This window comes from Chloroflexota bacterium (assembly GCA_016875875.1).
Lineage (GTDB): Bacteria > Chloroflexota > Dehalococcoidia > GIF9 > UBA5629 > 9FT-COMBO-48-23.
On record VGOP01000008.1, the window covers coordinates 76,163 to 94,255 of the forward strand.

Genomic DNA, 18,093 nt, shown 5'->3' on the forward strand with positions numbered 1-18,093 from the left:
CCGCTGCATGACTGGCTGAGGTTCTGGAATGGGTCATAGAGAAAGCGCTTTCTTAAGAGTGGAGTATCTGGCCAAAGGTGTGACTCTCGATGGCTATCAGTTGGGTGACGAGATTAGCTTGGGCGCCCGGACTGTATTGCTTGGTCAACCAACAGCCGGTCAGTCTGCGCCAGACATCAAAATCAATGATTCTGAAAAACACATATCTGGAAGTCATGCCGAAATCCGTTACGACCCTGAAGAGTACAACTACAAGATTTGTGACTTTAGTCGAAATGGCACTTCGGTGGGACCCAGAAGGCTAACGAAGAACATCGAACAGTTACTTGAGCCTGGCGACCCGATCTGTCTGGCCATTATTGCAGGAGAACCGAGAGTTGAATTTAGCTTCAACACTTCACGTACAGCTGGGCCCATGCATTTGACGATCAAAGGACGGGAAGTTTATGTCGATAATGAACCATTAGAAGTCTCTGATATCGAGTATAAAGTGTTAAAGGCTCTCTATATTAGCTACCCGACGCCAAAGTTTTGCCATAAGGATGATCTTATCGTCGCCGTGTGGGGCAAAAAGGGATGGGAAGCGGCAGAGACCACAAAGGAAAAAGACGATTACCGAGATAGACTCGCTCATGCGATCAGCAGGCTCCGAAAGAAATTTATGAGGGCCAATCCTAACAGTCCAATACGCATTGAGTCTTCGGGACGGCAAGGTTTATATAGACTCAAGCTGCCCGAAAAGGAGAGGAATAAGTGATATGCCCTCTCACGAGCTCTAGTAGTAGAAATTGGCAACTGGGCGAACCAAGTTACAAGAATCAATTGGAAGATTAAGGCAACAACTATGAGTAGCTGGGGCATGGGCGATGGAATTGGTGAATTTGGCCCCATAATAGCTAAAAAGTATGGAAGTATGGGGATTGTGTATATTGTCCCAGATTGGGACTGGAAACGCATCTTTGCTGTTAAAACCTATAGGGACATACTTGGTGAGCGAGGCACAAGTAAATTCCTAGAAGAGGCATTGTGTTGGGTCAATCTGGAAAAACACACCAATATTGTCTTCGCCAACTTCGTCGAGACTGTAGAAGAAAAACTATGCATTTTCCTAGAATACATCGAGAATCTCAAACACCTGTCTTATTATATCGGCAAGCTGGATATCTCTCAGGCCTTGGACTATGCAATTCAATTCTGCACCGGCATGGTATATGCCTATAACAAGCGACGGATAGTTCACCGGGATATAAAGCCTGACAACATATTTGTTACACCCGATGGAGTACTCAAGATTTCCGATTTCGGTTTGGCCAAAGCAATTGAGAGACTAGAAAAAGGACAAAATCGCGGAAGTTATACGACGACAGGGTATAGTGTGGGAGCACTGCCCTATAAAGCCCCAGAACAGTATTCTGCATTGGTACGCAAGCGATACCAATTTCCTCATGGACAAATCACTACAAGGAGTGATATCTACTCCTTTGGAGTTACGTTCTACCAGCTCATGACAAAAAAGCTTCCACTAAAAGTCGAAGAGGTGTTCATCAAGAAGAAACCGATTAATCCGTGTAAATTGAATAAGGAAATCCCCGAGCAACTTGGTGCACTACTTATGAAATGCCTTGAATACAACCCTGCGGACAGATATGGTAGCTTCACGGAAGTGAGGCGAGCACTAATAGATGTATATAGTTCGCTCCCTGAGGAGCAAAAGGCTTTTGGTGCTACATATTCTGTCAGAGGGAGAAAGTTACCCTTGACCGCTGTTGATTGGGTCAGTAAAGGTTTTTCCTTGACGCGCCTTGGCAGACATAATGACGCCATAAATTGTTTCAGGAAGGCTCAAAAGCGAAACCCAAAACTAGTAGAAGCTTGGCTAAACGAAGGTGCTTGTCTGATGGAACTAGGAAAGCACGAAGAGGCAATAGCCCTATTTGACAAGGCCTTGGGATTGTACCAATTCTCAACTCAAGCTTGGGCCTTGAAGGTACAGGCTTTAGCATCCCTGGGAAGAGTCAAGGAAGCTATCTGCTGTTTCAGTGAAGCCCTCCGGAAAATCGCGTTGTATTCTCCAGAACCGCTCGATACTGTAGAGTATTTCATGCGGCAGGGGAACTATGAACAAGCTCTTAGTTATTGTAACAAGGCCTTAGGGGCAGACCCGGCGGATCGGGCGACTTTGGTCAAAAGGGCTGCTTGTCTAAAAGCCATGGGCAAGAATGACGAGGCGATCGAGAGCCTTGATGTGGCAATGAAGATGAATTCAGACAATCGTGAATATGAGTATTTTCGTGCGTTGGCTTGGAACGCCTCGGCTCTATTAGATTTGGGAAGAGACGAAGAAATCTTTAGATGGGTGAAAGAGGAGTTGGAAATGGAGACAGAACGAAGGATGCTTTTGCCATTGAGATGGGAGAAGGAAGAAGTGCCATCACGGTCTGCGTTGCTGGATAATATAGCATTTTGTGACAAGGTATTGAAAATTAACCGCGCAAGCTATACTGATGCTCTGTGGCATAAGGCAATGAGTTTAATATCACTGCGGCGATATCAGCAAGCTGTCTACTGCCTTGACGAGGCTCTAAAGATAGGGCAGGAGAATCACTGGATGTGGACAGACAATGGTTTGGCCCTGGAAATGCTAGGCAGATATGAAGATGCAATCCACTGCTTTGAGCAGGCTCTCAGGACAGATCCAGGTCAGTATGTGGCCTCAACTGGCAAGGCACGTCTTCTAGCCAAGTTGGCAAGACGTGAGGAGATGATAGAGTTTCTGCTTGAATTGAGGAGATCAGCCCCAAAAGTGTTGGATGAGTGGGTTGAGCAAGGTGAGATTCTTTTAATTTGGAAGGGAGAACACGAGAAAGCAATCGAGTTATTTGATATGGCTCTTACTGCTGATGGCAGGATGGCCCGTGCCTGGGGTGGTAAAGGTTCTGCCTTGATGTTATTGCAGAGATATGTAGATGCAATCCACTGCTTTGACAAACTTCTCGAAATCAACCCGAGGTCTAGTGATGGCTGGTACCGCAAGGGTGTTTGCCTTACATATTTGGATAGCCATGATGAAGCAAAAGACTGCTTTTTGAACTTTATCAAGCTTGCACCGCCTGAAAAGGCGGACTTAATCAAAACCGCGAAAGATTACCTTAGCCAACTTGGGCAAAAAGATGGGGGAAGGTAATCCGACAACCTTAGAACCAGGTTACTCAACTTAGTATCCACAAATTGTCCAGAATGTTTTTCGTTACAAAATTGCCTGGAGGTTTACAGCGAAACAAGGAGCTGTTGCAAGGCCGGAATAAGATGTTTCTTCTCAAACACGAGTTCGGGAACTGTCCAGACTGGCCCACCAAGTCTATTTTCACCCTTTGGGTGACCCGCTGACGCACCAAGTCAGGAGATCACACCAACTGTCTAATACGAGAACACTCTTACCCTGACTAAAGGCGCCCCTTTGTTCAAGCGGTTTGACATCTGGAACCTAAGTGCTGTAAAATGATTTGCAAATGATTTGCATTAGCATCAAGAGCTGCGAGAAGTTAAAAAAGGTTCAGGATTAACAACAAGACTGGCGCTGGAATATGGCTAATCTAATCAAACAGAAGGCTGGGGCTAGCCAGGCACTAAGTAGTTCAAGCCGGCGGGTAACGGCTCAGCGTACTCTGCTACTGGAACTGCTTCGCCAGAGCGGCGGACATGTCGATGCCGATGAATTGTATCGCCGGGCACGAAGGAAGAACTCTCGGATTAGCCTGTCCACAGTCTACCGAAACTTGCAGCTTTTTAAGAAGTTGGGGCTGATAGAAGAGCATCACTTCGACGAGGAGCATCATCATTATGAGGCGAAGTCAGGGGCAGAACATCAGCATCTTTTGTGTATTAGTTGCGGCAAAGTCGTTGAATTTGCCTGTCCCGTGAGCCAGAAGTTTAGAGAGAATATCGGCAAAAAATATGACTTCGACATCGGTGATGTCGAAGTCCACATGACAGGCTTGTGCTCAAGCTGCCGCAGCAAGTAAAGTGAAACAGTGCCAGATAGGAGTTAACGTACGTTCATGTCTCAGAATATACAACTGACTTTAGGTCAGATGGAAGCCGGGCAGACCGGTACGGTAATTCAAATTTTAGGTGGTCGAGGCTTGACCCGGCGCCTTGAGGCTCTGGGTATCAGGCCAGGGAAAAAGGTGACTAAAATAAACTCCGCACTTTTCCGCGGGCCGGTCACTCTCAGGGCAGACTATACCCAGGTGGCCATTGGTTTCGGCATGGCCAATAAAATACTGGTTGAAATCGATACCTCCACTTAAAGCTCTTCTCAGGCAACAATGAAGATCCTACTCATGGGCAACCCCAACGTGGGTAAGAGCGTTCTCTTTTCCAGACTTACCGGCACGCGCACTATCGCTTCAAATTATCCCGGCACCACTGTCGAGTTCATTAAAGGCGCTCTGAAACTTGGCCAGGAGCAGGCTGAGATTATTGATGTCCCCGGCACTTACACTCTCGAACCCACCAGCAAAGCAGAAGAGGTAGCTGCCGAAATGCTGAAGGAAGGGGATTTAATAATCGATGTGGTTGACGCCACCAATTTAGAGAGAAATCTCAACCTCACCTTGCAATTACTGGAAAGACAGGTGCCGGTAATAGTTGCACTTAACATGTGGGATGACGCTCATCACCGAGGGATAAATATAGATGTTGCCCGCCTAGAAGAGCTACTCGGCGTGCCGGTCGTCCCTACGGTAGGAGTAACCGGGCAAGGAATTAGAGAATTGGTCAGCCGTCTTCCCGAGGCAGCAACACCTCAGATGGTCTACTCTAGCAGCGATGAAAGGTGGGCAAAAATCGGCGATATCGTGAGCCAGGTACAATCGTTGAGCCATCGCCACCACACCTGGCGTGAGGTTTTGGAGGATGCCAGCAGCCATCCGGTAGGTGGGGCTGCTATCGCCCTGCTGGTTCTCGTTGCTACCTTCTTGGTCATCCGCTTTATCGGCGAAGGCATCATCAATTATGTGACTGACCCATTCTTTAACTGGCTCTGGACACCGTTGCTGATGAAGCTGAGTCTCGCTTTTGGGTCAGGGGGTTTCTGGCACGATATCCTGGTAGGCAGGCTAATCAATGGGCAGATTGACTATCTTCAGTCCCTCGGTCTGTTCAGCACGGGGCTTTATATCGAGTTCGGAGTGGTGATACCGTACATCGTCTCTTTCTATCTCGTACTGGGCATACTGGAGGATGTCGGATACCTGCCACGCCTGGCAGTATTAATGGACACATTGATGCACCGATTAGGGTTACACGGTTACGCCATAATCCCTACTATACTCGGCTTCGGATGTAACGTACCAGCGGTTATGGCAACCCGAATACTGGAGAGTCGGAGGGAGCGGTTCATTGCCGCTACCCTGATTTCCATCGGTGTACCCTGTGCGGCATTGCAGGCTATGATAATAGGATTGGTGGGGCAGCAAGGCATCCAGTATGTGGCTATTGTTTACGGCAGCCTGTTTGTATCTTGGATCATCATAGGGCTTATCCTCAATTATACTGTCAAAGGGTTCAGCCCGGAACTTATAATGGAGATTCCACCCTACCGTTTCCCACCGTGGCGAGTTATCGGAGAGAAACTCTGGCTAAGGGTCTATAGCTTTATAAAAGAAGCCCTGCCCATAGTGCTTGGAGCTGTACTGGTGGTAAACATCCTTTACATGATAGGAGTTTTCGACTTTATAGCTAACATCGCCGCTCCGGTCTTGACTGGGTTATTCGGGCTGCCCAAAGAGACAGTTGTTGCCCTAGCTATCGGCTTTTTGCGTAAGGATGTAGCCGTGGGCATGCTCGCTCCCCTGGGGCTAACCGCCAAGCAACTGGTCATAAGTACTACCGTTATGGCTATGTCCTTCCCCTGTGTGGCTACCTTTGTGGTGCTGGCTCGAGAGCTGGGAGCTAAGGACATGCTTAAAGCCACAGGTATAATGATTGCGGCAGCGCTAATAGTAGGCGGCCTGCTAAATCTGATTCTGTAAAGACAGAAACAGCCTTGTTTCATCCAAGATGGTGTTCTACTGCTCATAACTACTGCATTCTTGCCAGTCAGTCCATCAATAATGGCTTGACAAAGGGCTTATAATTTATAATATTAACCGTACCGACGAGGAAAGGAGGGGGTTATGATTGCGGACTGGTTCAAGACTCGCAGATATTTCGGCACCACCAAGCAAAAACAGACTCATGCCTCTGTCTATGAATTCCCAATCAAAGGCGGAATAGTCAAACGAATATTAAGAAGGCCAACTTCCAAGATAACTTTTAAGATAGCCAGAGCATTAGTCGAAGGTGTACTTAGAGTTTTTGTCCGCTTAGAGATAAAAGATAAGGAAAACCTGCCGGCAAACGGACCTATCATCGCTGTCTTCAATCACCTCAACTTGATAGACCCGCCTCTACATATAATCAGCATTTTGCCTCGAGATAGCATCATTATGGCCAAGGAGGAGCTGTTTTACTACTGGCCCATGCCTATCTTCCGCATATTAATGGATGCCGCGGAAGCCTATCCTGTGCGCCGCCGTGGAACTCCTGAGGAAAGACAGCTGGCGACGAAATACGCAGAAGACGTATTGGCAAAAGGTCTTGTCTTCGGTATATATCCTGAAGGCACACGGAGCAAGGCCGGCTGCCTAAAAGAAGCGTATCATGGTTGTGCACTCATAGCCTTGAGTACCAGCGCTCCCCTTATACCTGTTTCAATCCTCGGAACGGAGAAACTTAGGGGGATCGGCTGGCTGACTCGCCCAAAAGTAACCATCACTTTCGGCAAACCTTTCACGCTTCCAACTGTCCAAGGTAAGCCATCTGAAGCGCGGCTAAAAGAGCTTACCGAATACATAATGGGGAAGGTCGCTGCCATCCTGCCTCCAGAATACCGGGGTATTTATAAACCCTGCTGAGCTGTCTGCTGGAACCGCAATATATGGCCAAGGTAGAAGTCAAAAAAGCTCGCGAGTTCGGCTTATGCTTCGGTGTCAGGCGAGCTATTAAAATAATCGATAAGGCGGCCAAAGAGAACCAGGAAATAGCAACACTGGGACCGATAGTGCATAATCGGCTAGTGGTAGCTAATCTGGCTGATGCTGGAGTTAAGGTCATAAATGAGCTAGACCAGGTTGAAGACAGGGTCATCGCTATTACCTCACACGGTGCCCCACCACAATTGCTGGCGCAGATTCAAGCTCGAAAGCTTAGTATAATCGACACTACCTGTCCCATAGTCCGCAGCGCCCAGAAAGCAGCTAAAAAACTGGCTCAGGCTGGCTTCCGTGTTATTATTTTCGGCGAAGCTACCCATCCTGAAGTTAAAGGGTTGCTGGGATGGGCAGGTAATGATGCTGTTGCCACTCTGAATGGAGAGGAGGTAGCTCAACTGAAACTGCCTCGTCGGCTGGGCATCATTTCGCAGACCACACAGAGCCACGCCAAGTTTGTCGAGTTTATTAATGAGGTCATCAGGGCCGTTTTCCCTGATGTCCAAGAATTGCGCATCATAAATACTCTTTGTCAGGAAACACGAAAACGGCAAGAAGCTGCTATAGAATTAGCTGAAAAAAGTGACCTGATGATAGTTGTTGGCGGACACAATAGTGCCAACACACAGCGTCTAGCTGAGATATGCTCACCTATTGTCGAAACTCATCTGATAGAAACCGCCGCCGAAATAGAAAGGGGCTGGCTTTCGGGAAAGCGGCATGTTGGTGTAACCGCCGGTGCCTCTACACCTGATGAAGCTATTGAAGAGGTGGTGTTAAAGCTGAAATCACTCGCCGGCGATGATTAGAATCTTAACCCAGCATATCATCCAATTTTCGACCGCCAAGAAGGTGGAAGTGGAGATGAGGCACAAGCTGGCCACCATCAGCACCAGTACTTTCCGACAATCGATAACCGCTGGCAGAAATGCCTTCTTTCTCAGCAAGTTTTTTAGCCAGCAAGATGAGACGTCCCATTAACGCTTGCTGTTTGCTGGTGAGCTCTGTCATTGAGGCGATATGGGATTTGGGTATGATGAGAATATGCGTAGGTGCCTGGGGATGGATATCCCGAAAAGCTAGAAGCTCTTTGTCCTGGTAAACAATGTCAGCAGGTATTTCTCCGGCAACAATCCGGCAAAAAATACATTCCATGATTTAAGACGGCTGCTAGGACACGCGGATTGATAAGCAGGTAACCGTTCTCTTTATACCTGGTATAGGGTGGATCTTCTCGGTGACCAAGGCGCCAACGGCATTAAAGTCATCATGTTCAACCACAGCGATAACATCGTAAGGGCCAGTTACCAGGTCAACCGACTTTATCTCCTTAACCTTTTGACCATGAAGGGCTGTCACCACATCTTTGGTCCTGCCTACCTCCGTCTCGATTAGCACAAAGGCCTTGGCTGGCATATTTTCACCCCCTCTAACTAGAATTTTAGCCTATTATGTTAGATTGACGCAACTCGTTAATTTGCGACTTATTATAGCCTAAATCACGCAATATCGCTTCGGTATGCTCGCCGAAGACAGGTGCCAGGCTCCTCACCTTGCCCGGAGTCTCGGATAGCTTGACCGCGATGCCGGGGTGTTTCACCTTACCCAAGGTCGGATGGTCTATCTCTAAAACCATCTGACGGTGGAGCACTTGAGGGTCGCTGAAAACTTCATCCAAAGTATAGACTTTTCCCACCGGCACGTCCTTCTGGGATAAAAAATCAAACCACTCATCCCTGGTCTTGGTCAGGAAGACCTGCCTCAGATTGGAAGAGATTTCCTCCCATTTCTCACCCTCGGGTTTGTGAAGAAAATGTTCTGGCGAAACGCAATAAGGTATATATTCCTCCCTGCCTAGAGCACGACACAGGTTCTCCCAGAACCATGGCTCAACACAACCGATGCTGACATATTTGCCATCCTTAGCCTCATATACACCGTAATAAGGATAAGCGCCATGAAGCCAGGTTTCACCTCTATTGAACATAACACCTCTGGAAAAGTAATTACTAATGAACCACGTCAGAAGGGTGATTACCCCATCTGCATAGGCGATATCCACGTTTTGTCCTCTACCTGTTTTGTCTCTGGCTACCAAAGCTGCCATGATGCCGATAACCCCATGCAAGGAAGCTCCAGCAAAATCTGCTAATAGATTTAACGGGACAACTGGTGGTCGGTCGGGAGTGCCAATGAGATTAAGGGCACCAGCTATTGATATATAGTTTACGTCGTGTCCTGAGAATTTGCTGTACGGGCCATCCTGCCCGTAGCCACTGAGGGAGCAATAGATAATCCCGGGGTTAATCTCCTTTATCTTTTCGTAGTCCACACCCAAGCGCTTAACCACGCCTGGCCTGAAACCCTCAACAATAACATCAGCCGTCTGTGCCAGCTGGTAGAATATGTCACGGCCTTTGTCAGATCTGAGATTTAGCCCGATACTCCTTTTATTGCGATTCATAGCGTCATAAGCTGCTTGTTTTCCATCTTCGTCTCCTGCCAATAGCATGCCCAATCCGGCACCCCGACCACCAACACCAAGCGGTGCCCCCACCTTAATTACATCAGCACCCAAGTCGCCCAAAATCATAGTGCACAAAGCACCGGGAACCAGATGGGTAAGGTCCAAAATCCTGATACCATCCAGAGCTAACATATTACCTCCATCCGAATTGATTAGGCCGGCCAGGTTTCACTAATATTACTTTTTGACGTAGTTACAGTCAAGAGAGGGGAGGAATTGTAGGGATACACACTAAACATGTAGCCCCGAGGCTTTAGCCTCGGTAGTCCCGACCCTAAAGGGTCGGGACTACATTTTCGGGTAACTTCTGTCCCCAGGGGGCTTGACAAGATTTCCTGCTTCTATTATAATAGGCAAACGGTTTCCTACGACCTAAAGTATCAACTTCAGGAACAATATCGTGATAGGCGTTGAAACACAAGAGGTTGAGAGAAAAGAGCTCTCCATCCTAAAAATCCTGAGTGAATCTCAGGAACCTTTGGGGGCCAGGGTCCTTGCTCGACGACTGAAAGACTACGGGGTTTACCTGGGCGAAAGAGCAGTGAGATACCACCTCAAATTGATGGATGAACGAGGATTAACCAGGCTCGTCAGCCGGGATGGCCGGCTGATCACCGAATTGGGTGCAGAAGAGCTGGGCAATGCCCTAGTCAGAGACAAGGTCGGTTTTGCCATAGCCAGAATCGAACTGCTCGCCTTTCGTACCGATTTCGATTGGGAGAAACGCACCGGCACCATACCGGTTAACATCTCTTTCTTCCCCAAGGCGAAATTCGCTAGAGCACTTCAGGCAATGAAACCGGTTTTCGATGCAGGGATTTGCGTGAGCGACCTGGTGGCTGTAGCTCAAGGGGGAGAACAACTGGGTGAGCTAACTGTTCCTGAAAATAGCATAGGGTTGGCAACTGTGTGCAGCATCGTGATAAACGGCACTTTACTCAAGGCCGGCGTTCCCACGGATTCTCGATTCGGCGGCATACTGCAGATTCGAAACCACCAGCCGCTCCGTTTCGTGGAACTCATTAATTATGCCGGCTCTTCCCTCGACCCCTCCGAGGTATTCATCAGGGCCAGGATGACCTCAGTCAGAGACGCAGCCAAGGCAGGCAACGGTAAAATACTGGCTAATTTCCGTGAAATACCAGCCCTGTGCCGACCAATAGCTGAGAAGGTCGTGACTGAACTGAAGGATGCAGGTCTGGGAGGTCTGATGGTGATGGGTAATACCAGTGAGCCAGTGTGTGAAATCCCAGTGGAACTCAACAGGATAGGAATGGTTCTAATCGGAGGCCTGAATCCAGTGGCTGCCGTTGAGGAGGCAGGTATAGAAGCAGAAAACTATGCCATGAGCACTATCATGGAATATCAGAAATTAAAGAAATTTGAGGAGGTTACAAGTTGAAAGAGATAAAAGTTATACCGTGTCTGGATGTAAAGGAGGGGAGGGTAGTTAAGGGGGTAAAGTTCGTCAACATGAGGGATGCGCGCGACCCGGTAGAGGCTGCAGAAGCTTACTGCCGAGAAGGGGCGGATGAGCTGGTCTTCCTCGACATTATGGCTAGTGCCGAAGACAGGGGAACAAGACTGGAATGGGTCAAGAGGGTAGCAGAGAAAGTCACCATTCCCTTCGCTGTAGGCGGTGGCATCAGAGACACCAAAGACATGAAAGATTTATTTGACCTGGGCGTAAGCAAGGTCTCCATCAATACTGCTGCCGTCAGAAATCCAGACCTGATAAAGGAAGCATCAAAAAAGTTCGGCAAGCAAAGGCTTGTTGTTGCCATTGACGGCATTAAAAATCCGCCGAATAGCGGCCGTCCCAGATTAGAGGTGGTGGTTAAGAGCGGCATGGAGTCAACGGGATTGGACATCGTCGAGTGGGCAAAAAAGGTGGAGAAATTGGGTGCCGGAGAGATTTTGCTTACCAGCAAGGATGCCGATGGCACCAAGGAAGGATATGATTTGGAGATGACCAAGGCCGTAGCTGAAGCTGTAAGCATACCGGTTACAGCTTCGGGCGGTGCCGGTAAATTAGAGCACCTTTACGAAGCCGTAGCCATTGCCAAAGCTTCAGCAGTCCTGGCGGCGTCAATATTTCACTTTGGAGAAATATCCATACCCGAAGCCAAAAAATACCTTAAGGAAAAAGGAATACCGGTAAGAATAAGTTAAAGACTAAAATCAAAATTAAGAAGGAGTAAGGAAAAATGAATTTACAACGACCAAACGCAAACGATGCCACCAGAAGCGCCAATCGCTCCAGAAGCGTAGTCCCGGGCAGTGGTCTCTGCTCCCGCTGCCTTGACGGCTGCACCGGTAACTGTGAAGTTTTCAAAGCCACCTTCCGCGGCCGGGAATTAATCTATCCCGGCCCCTTTGGTGAAATAACCGCTGGCGGCGACAAGGAATACCCCGTTGATTATTCTCATTTGAACATTCAAGGTTATGCACTAGGAGCCAGAGGAATGCCTAAGGGTGTTGTCGGCGACCCGGATACCGCCCTTTTCCCGGCGGTGAACACCGAGACTGATTATGGCTGGGACATAAAGGTCAAGATGAAGGTTCCCATTTTCACCGGCGCTCTAGGGTCTACCGAGATAGCGCGAAAAAACTGGGAACATTTTGCTGTCGGCGCTGCCATCAGCGGGGTTACCCTGGTCTGTGGTGAAAATGTGTGCGGTATTGACCCGCGACTGGAGCGTGATGCCAAGGGCAAAGTTACTTCAGCCCCCGATATGGACCGCCGCATCGAGGTATACCGGCGTTATCATCAGGGATTTGGCGAAATATTGGTGCAGATGAACGTTGAAGACACCAGATTGGGTGTTGCTGAGTATATCCTTAAAAAGCACGGTATAGAGACCATTGAATTGAAATGGGGACAGGGCGCCAAATGCATCGGCGGTGAGATAAAGGTCAACTCTCTGGAGCGGGCTCTGGAGCTCCAGAAGCGCGGTTATATCATTACCCCCGATCCGTCAGACCCCATTAATCAGGCCGCTTTTAAGGAAGGCGCGCTTAAAGAATTTGAAAGGCACAGCCGCCTAGGTTTTATCGATGAGGAAGGTTTTTATGCCGAAGTTAAGCGTCTGAGAAATCTGGGATTCAAGCGCGTTACCTTAAAGACCGGAGCCTACAGCCTGCGTGAGCTGGCCATGGCTATAAAATGGGGCTCGAAAGCCAAAATCGACCTACTCACCATAGACGGCGCCTCTGGTGGCACTGGCATGAGCCCATGGCGGATGATGGAAGAGTGGGGCGTACCCAGCCTCCATCTCCACGCCGCAGCTTATGAGTTCGCCAAGATGCTGGCTGATAAAGGCCAGCGACCGCCTGATTTGGCCTTTGCCGGCGGCTTCAGCAGCGAAGACGGCGTGTTCAAGGCACTTGCCTTAGGTGCACCTTTCACCAAGGCGGTATGCATGGGCCGAGCTTTGATGATTCCTGGTATGGTGGGCAAGAACATCGCCGAATGGATCAAGGATGGCAAGCTGCCGAATACCGTCAGTCAATTCGGCTCGACGCCTGAGGAAATCTTTGTCTGCTACGAACAGGTAAAGAACATCGTCGGTGCCAATGAAATGAAGAACATACCTCTGGGTGCTATTGGTATCTACAGCTACTCTGATAAAATCAAGGTAGGCTTACAGCAGTTGATGGCCGGTGCCAGGTGCTTCAGCGTGCCCGCAATCAGCCGCAATGATCTGATGTCCTTGACTGAAGATTGTGCCAAGGTCACCGGCATACCCTATCTCATGGATGCCTACAGAAAAGAAGCAGTCAAGATCCTCACCAGCTAAATGTTGCGTTTCGGTCAAATGAACAGGCTCCGACAACCTCGGAGCCTGTTTTTTTATCCCCAATAAATCATGCGTTCACGCGGAGTGCCACCAAACCAAACCTTGAATTTTACGTTCGCCAGCCTGTCCCTCCACCAAGGGAGAGGTGAGCAATTCTAATCTAAGAGGTGGTACAATTGCGGTGGCAGGTCACAATTCGAAGGCGCTTCAGGCAAGCTCGTTGTATACCCCAAACTCAGGGCGTCCATCCAGCAGAGAGGCGATAGCCTTGGAAAACTCCTTGAAGTGCTCTGTCGAGCCATGGAGCTTTAAAGCTTCCCCGCTCTCATATTTCTCATACACAAAGAACTCATTCGGGGCATCCACTTTGCGGTGAACGACATAGCTTATAGTGCCCGGGTCCTGAAGGACTTTGGGTGCAAGCTTCCGGAATTCCTGCTCGAGTTCATCTCCTTTGCCTTCTACTGCCTTTAGTTTCGCAGCCACAACTATCATGCTAATTAACCTCCTTGAACGACGTTTCTCCCCAATTCCCTGCCTCAAATAGATTAATCTCGTTACTTGGCTTGTAGCTTAAAGAGCCTCTAAATTATGGTACAGATTAGTGTTGAATGCAATACTCCCTACTTCAACAATGCCCAATAAATCATTTATTCAGCCGGGCTGCAAAGAGGTCAAGAGCGGGAATCATACACCAGGGAGCGCATCCCACACCATTGAAGTACTAACAATTTTCAAATTAAACAAACTCGATTTGTTGGGCCATATTACGATGAAAAGGAGCTATGGGTGTATGTGCTGCGAAATATGTTGACTTTTTTGGGGGATAGATTAAAATAGTCGTATATTAGGCTGGCCAGTTTAAGTCTTATCTCTGAAAAAACGAAGGAGGGGTAGATGAAAAAACCATTCAAGTTTATCATAGCAGCTCTAGTCGCCTTGGTCGTAGGTGGCGCAATCGGATACTTCACTGTTGATCCCATGCTTAATCTCATCACAAACATTAGCGGGGTTCAGAACGGACCGTGGGGTACCAGCCTTGCCGTTGGCAGCACCTCGGCTAACCCATATCTTAGAGGCTGGGTTGCCAAACATGGACTTCTGGCGCTTGCCAAATCCGAGACAATCTATTTACACGCCTACGTAGACGACAATGGGGAGCCACTTCTGGGAAATTGCGACTATAGGATAGAAGGCAAGGCGCCTGACACCCGGTGGTGGTCCATCACTGCATATGCTGAGGATGATTTCCTGATACCCAATGAACAGGGACGCTACTCGTGGAGTTGTACCGAGATGAAGTTTGAGCCGGATGGGAGTTTCAAAATCTACTTGTCCAAGACACCGAGGGAAGGAAATTGGCTGCCTACAGGTGACGCCAAAAAGCTGTCTCTTTCGCTCCGCCTGTATAATCCCGGGAGTGCCTATTATGATTATGAGACCCTAAAGACAGTCGAGCTACCAAGCGTTATCAAGGAGGGCTGCAAATAATGAAGAAGTGGATAGGATGGACGGTATTAGCCATCTTTGTTGTGGCTATCATTGTAAATCTTGTCATGGTAATCAGGATACCCAATGACATAATGGAGATTACACTGACGCAGAGGTTCAATTATCCACCTAACCAGTGGGTTTTTGCCCCGCCGGCGACAGCAGAACGCAGAACGATAGTTAGGCCATCGCCTGACCTTCTCTATTCACTCTGCTGCTATGACATAAGCCAGTACCCTCTTCGTTTAACTGCGGCTATACCTGATAATTATTGGTCTATCTCAGGTTTTGCCATGAATACGGACAATTTCTTTGCCATCAATGACAAGCAGGCGAAGTCGAACCCAATCGAGGTAGTTTTGATCCGGAAGGATATGACGTATCAGGATACAACGGGGAAAGCACATGTCATAGTCGCACCCACCGACAGGGGCATAATCTTAATTCGGACAGTCATCACCAGTAAGGCTGATTTGCCAGGTCACACGGAGATTCAAAAGAAAGCCACCATTGAGTTGGTAGGAGCTCCAGCCGAAGAGGAGGTAGTGAAACCGCCAACCGCAGGCGGACTCTCATTTGAGGCAGCTGAATATGTGAATACCGAGCACAGCTTCTCTATTAAATACCCGGCCGCTTGGGTAAAGGGACAGCCTGTGGGAGCACAGGTCTTTACTGCTGCGGCAACCGCCAGGGTTCCAGTGATAACCGTCAGCATTAGGGAGGCTGCTACCTTTACCGGTGCACTCAAGGCTGGCCTGGAAGAGTCTGGCGGTTCGAATATAAATATTGGGCCCGAGAAACAGACGAAGCTGGCTGATGGCACCGAGGCTACCACAGCCAAGGCTGATTGGACGGTTAAGTCGGGCTACCCAGGCGAGACCTTTGCCCTAGGAGTGCAGAAGGGCAGCAAGTGGATCGTGGTTACAATAACCACTGTAGCTATGCTTGTCCCTTACGATGAAGCAAAGTTCTCTGAAATAGCCCATACCCTACAATCCAAATAGCAAGCGGGAAAAGTCAGCCTTGTTCTATATCAGCACAATTCACCCGAAACAATGGCTTAAGGTCAGCAGGAGTTCCTGTTCACAATTCTCGGTCTGTTTGAGAAATCCGAGAGAGAAATAATTGAAATAATTGAGGAGGTTGTATTTGATGAAAAACGTCAGACAATGGTTAGTCAGTGCCCTTAGCATCAGCATTGTATTAACAATTTGCCTCGGCTTGGCGTGTGTTTCAGCGCCGGCCATTGACATGGCGGTTGACAGCAAAGCCGTCGGTATCGGTGCCTTAGATGCGCTGTCAGATCTGGAGAGTCAGATATCTGCGTTGCCAGACTCTGCTTTTACAGATCCGAACCATCGTAACACGCTGCTAAATAATCTTGATGACGCAATAAACCAGGTTGAAAATGGTGGCTACAAGGGCGCACTTAATAAGCTTGACAAGGATGTTAAAAATAATATCAAGGAGTGGATAGTCGCTGCTCAACAACCCGCAGTACTGGACAGTGTGGACGTTGCCATCGTTTGCACCACTAATGCATCGCTTACCACAGTAAAGACCGTATACGGCAAAGTTGCAGGGACAAACGCAGGCAATGACAGCTGGGTCTGGAAGGGAATTCCCTATGCTAAGCCACCGGTAGGGGCACTAAGATGGAAGGCACCGCAGGACCCCGATTCATGGCAGATAGTTCGCCACTCTACGGATACATTCACGCCGGCCACTCAACCGGTAATGTCACTGCAGTGGATGCCCGCAAACCAGATTACCGGTTCGGAGGATTGCCTATATTTGAACATATTCCGGCCTAAGATAGGCGCCAAGAACCTGCCAGTCTACATCTGGATCCACGGCGGAGCTAACTTTTTCGGTGGTGCCCATAGGTACGATGCGTCTCTCATGGCCAGTAAATGTAATATGGTCGTGGTTGTGATTCAGTACAGGCTCGGCCCATTCGGTTGGTTCATCCATCCAGCACTTAATGCCGGAGGTTCCAGTGAGGACAGGTCCGGCAACTACGGCACCCTAGACACAATCCAGGTTCTCAAATGGGTGCGCAATAACATTGCAGCATTCGGTGGCAACCCGGATAACGTGGCAGTAGCTGGTCAATCAGCCGGCGGATTTAACACGATGAACCTCATTATTTCACCTTTGGCGAAGGGCCTTTTCCACAAGGCAATTTCGCAAAGCGCTGGAGGTGGCCTCATCCCGGTTGAAACCGGTGTTGCACGGGCCAATGCCATTATAGATAAGCTCCTTGTAGCTGATAAGACCTGCCCCGACTTGGCGGCGGCAACAGCTTACCGCACAGCCATGACAAATGAAAAAATAGAAGCCTACCTTAAGGGCAAGACGACTCATGAAATAATGCGGGCCGCGATGAACGACAGGGGTGCCATTGACAATGTTTCACCCTTTATAGATGGTGCGGTGATACCCGGCAAGGCTGCTGATATCATCGCATCTGGGAATTACAACCATGTCCCGATTATCCTGGGAAGCACGGAGGATGAATTGAAGCCCTTCATGCCCCTCTATGGCGCGGCCGTTCCAACTTCTACTGGTCAAACCTGGTTCGCTGCATTCAAGATTATATCCGGTGAGCTGCCCCTAGATACAGTATTTGCAACGTCGGATAAGCTCATTTACGATGCCTGTGGCAAATATCCTTCACTCAACTGGAAAGCAGGCGCAGTGGATTCCGTCGCCAGGCTTTTAACAGACAAACAGGATAATGTCTACTGCTACTTCTTTAAGTGGGGTGGCTCGGGTTCCGGCCCGGCACCGTTAGATTTCCTCTATGGGGCTGGCCATTCTTTGGATATCTCGTTCTTCTTCGGATGGGACAGTGACACTTATGGAATTTACTTCTTCAACTCAACCAACGAGCCTGGCAGGGTAGCGCTTCAACAGGCCATGATGTCCTACCTGGCGAACTTTGCTCGCACAGGAGACCCCAATGGTTCCGGCTTACCCGTATGGGCAAAATGGTCTAACGTCCCAGGCGAACCTAAATCCATTACGTTCAATGCAAGCAATACCGAGGCCGACATCGTGATGGAGAACTGGGAAATAACCAGAGCAGATGCACTGGCACAGATAGATGCTTTGCCGTTGCCGTCGGAAGCCAAATCTTTGATCAAAAGATTTTTAATCTACTAAGCTAGGATCTCTTTGAAGGATAGATGACTATCGGGGCTGGCGACAAAGCTACATTAGAAGGTTTGCCGCCGCT

At 48.7% G+C, this 18,093-nt stretch carries 17 protein-coding genes; 13 read left to right on the forward strand and 4 right to left on the reverse strand.

The window, feature by feature from the left end:
* Window positions 1-28 precede the first annotated feature (28 nt).
* The 7 genes from FJ023_07140 to ispH all read left to right on the forward strand — a co-directional run bounded on the left by FJ023_07140 (window position 29) and on the right by ispH (window position 7,843).
* A complete protein-coding gene (locus FJ023_07140; protein MBM4447108.1) occupies window positions 29-757 on the forward strand; it encodes an FHA domain-containing protein in 729 nt (242 codons plus the stop codon).
* An 87-nt stretch (window positions 758-844) separates the two neighbouring features.
* A complete protein-coding gene (locus tag FJ023_07145; GenBank protein ID MBM4447109.1) occupies window positions 845-3,184 on the forward strand; it encodes a tetratricopeptide repeat protein in 2,340 nt (779 codons plus the stop codon).
* A 400-nt stretch (window positions 3,185-3,584) separates the two neighbouring features.
* Window positions 3,585-4,022 (forward strand): transcriptional repressor, encoded by a 438-nt coding sequence (locus FJ023_07150; GenBank protein ID MBM4447110.1) that lies wholly within the window; start codon window positions 3,585-3,587, stop codon window positions 4,020-4,022.
* Between the two features lie 36 nt (window positions 4,023-4,058).
* Window positions 4,059-4,310 carry a ferrous iron transport protein A gene (locus FJ023_07155; protein ID MBM4447111.1) on the forward strand — a complete coding sequence of 84 codons (252 nt, stop codon included), beginning with the start codon at window positions 4,059-4,061 and terminating at the stop codon, window positions 4,308-4,310.
* Window positions 4,311-4,328: 18 nt separating this feature from the next.
* Window positions 4,329-6,035 (forward strand): ferrous iron transporter B, encoded by a 1,707-nt coding sequence (locus FJ023_07160; GenBank protein MBM4447112.1) that lies wholly within the window; start codon window positions 4,329-4,331, stop codon window positions 6,033-6,035.
* Window positions 6,036-6,179: 144 nt separating this feature from the next.
* Entirely contained in the window at window positions 6,180-6,959 is a 780-nt protein-coding gene (locus FJ023_07165; protein MBM4447113.1) for a 1-acyl-sn-glycerol-3-phosphate acyltransferase, read from the forward strand.
* Between the two features lie 23 nt (window positions 6,960-6,982).
* Window positions 6,983-7,843, forward strand: a complete 861-nt coding sequence (gene ispH / locus FJ023_07170; protein ID MBM4447114.1) for a 4-hydroxy-3-methylbut-2-enyl diphosphate reductase — start codon at window positions 6,983-6,985, stop codon at window positions 7,841-7,843.
* Window positions 7,844-7,847: 4 nt separating this feature from the next.
* On the opposite strand, the gene FJ023_07175 is transcribed toward ispH, so the two are convergent.
* Genes FJ023_07175 through FJ023_07185 form a run of 3 tightly spaced genes read right to left on the reverse strand, consistent with a single transcriptional unit; the run spans window position 7,848 to window position 9,693 of the window.
* On the reverse strand, window positions 7,848-8,189 hold the full coding sequence (locus tag FJ023_07175) for a histidine triad nucleotide-binding protein (protein ID MBM4447115.1): 342 nt from the start codon (window positions 8,187-8,189) through the stop codon (window positions 7,848-7,850).
* A gap of 15 nt (window positions 8,190-8,204) precedes the next feature.
* On the reverse strand, window positions 8,205-8,450 hold the full coding sequence (locus FJ023_07180) for an Lrp/AsnC family transcriptional regulator (GenBank protein ID MBM4447116.1): 246 nt from the start codon (window positions 8,448-8,450) through the stop codon (window positions 8,205-8,207).
* A gap of 25 nt (window positions 8,451-8,475) precedes the next feature.
* Complete coding sequence (locus FJ023_07185) at window positions 8,476-9,693, reverse strand: CoA transferase (GenBank protein ID MBM4447117.1); 1,218 nt, start codon at window positions 9,691-9,693, stop codon at window positions 8,476-8,478.
* A 268-nt stretch (window positions 9,694-9,961) separates the two neighbouring features.
* Here FJ023_07185 and FJ023_07190 point away from each other — a divergent pair, with 268 nt between their 5' ends.
* From FJ023_07190 to FJ023_07200, 3 genes are read left to right on the forward strand one after another with little or no spacing between them, the layout of a single operon-like run.
* A complete protein-coding gene (locus FJ023_07190) occupies window positions 9,962-10,963 on the forward strand; it encodes a DUF128 domain-containing protein (protein ID MBM4447118.1) in 1,002 nt (333 codons plus the stop codon).
* Window positions 10,960-11,733, forward strand: coding sequence for an imidazole glycerol phosphate synthase subunit HisF (hisF, locus tag FJ023_07195; protein MBM4447119.1), 774 nt, complete (start codon window positions 10,960-10,962; stop codon window positions 11,731-11,733). The genes FJ023_07190 and hisF overlap by 4 nt, the downstream gene beginning before the upstream one ends.
* Window positions 11,734-11,768: 35 nt before the next feature.
* On the forward strand, window positions 11,769-13,361 hold the full coding sequence (locus tag FJ023_07200; GenBank protein ID MBM4447120.1) for an FMN-binding glutamate synthase family protein: 1,593 nt from the start codon (window positions 11,769-11,771) through the stop codon (window positions 13,359-13,361).
* Between the two features lie 207 nt (window positions 13,362-13,568).
* Here the strand turns inward: FJ023_07200 and FJ023_07205 are convergent, their stop codons facing one another.
* Window positions 13,569-13,856 carry an antibiotic biosynthesis monooxygenase gene (locus FJ023_07205; protein ID MBM4447121.1) on the reverse strand — a complete coding sequence of 96 codons (288 nt, stop codon included), beginning with the start codon at window positions 13,854-13,856 and terminating at the stop codon, window positions 13,569-13,571.
* Between the two features lie 402 nt (window positions 13,857-14,258).
* Between FJ023_07205 and FJ023_07210 the strand changes: the two genes are divergently transcribed.
* The 3 genes from FJ023_07210 to FJ023_07220 all read left to right on the forward strand — a co-directional run bounded on the left by FJ023_07210 (window position 14,259) and on the right by FJ023_07220 (window position 18,020).
* On the forward strand, window positions 14,259-14,852 hold the full coding sequence (locus tag FJ023_07210; GenBank protein ID MBM4447122.1) for a DUF1214 domain-containing protein: 594 nt from the start codon (window positions 14,259-14,261) through the stop codon (window positions 14,850-14,852).
* Window positions 14,852-15,856 carry a DUF1254 domain-containing protein gene (locus tag FJ023_07215; protein ID MBM4447123.1) on the forward strand — a complete coding sequence of 335 codons (1,005 nt, stop codon included), beginning with the start codon at window positions 14,852-14,854 and terminating at the stop codon, window positions 15,854-15,856. Before FJ023_07210 ends, FJ023_07215 begins: the two co-directional genes overlap by 1 nt.
* A 148-nt stretch (window positions 15,857-16,004) precedes the next feature.
* Entirely contained in the window at window positions 16,005-18,020 is a 2,016-nt protein-coding gene (locus FJ023_07220; GenBank protein ID MBM4447124.1) for a carboxylesterase family protein, read from the forward strand.
* The last annotated feature ends 73 nt before the right edge of the window (window positions 18,021-18,093 follow it).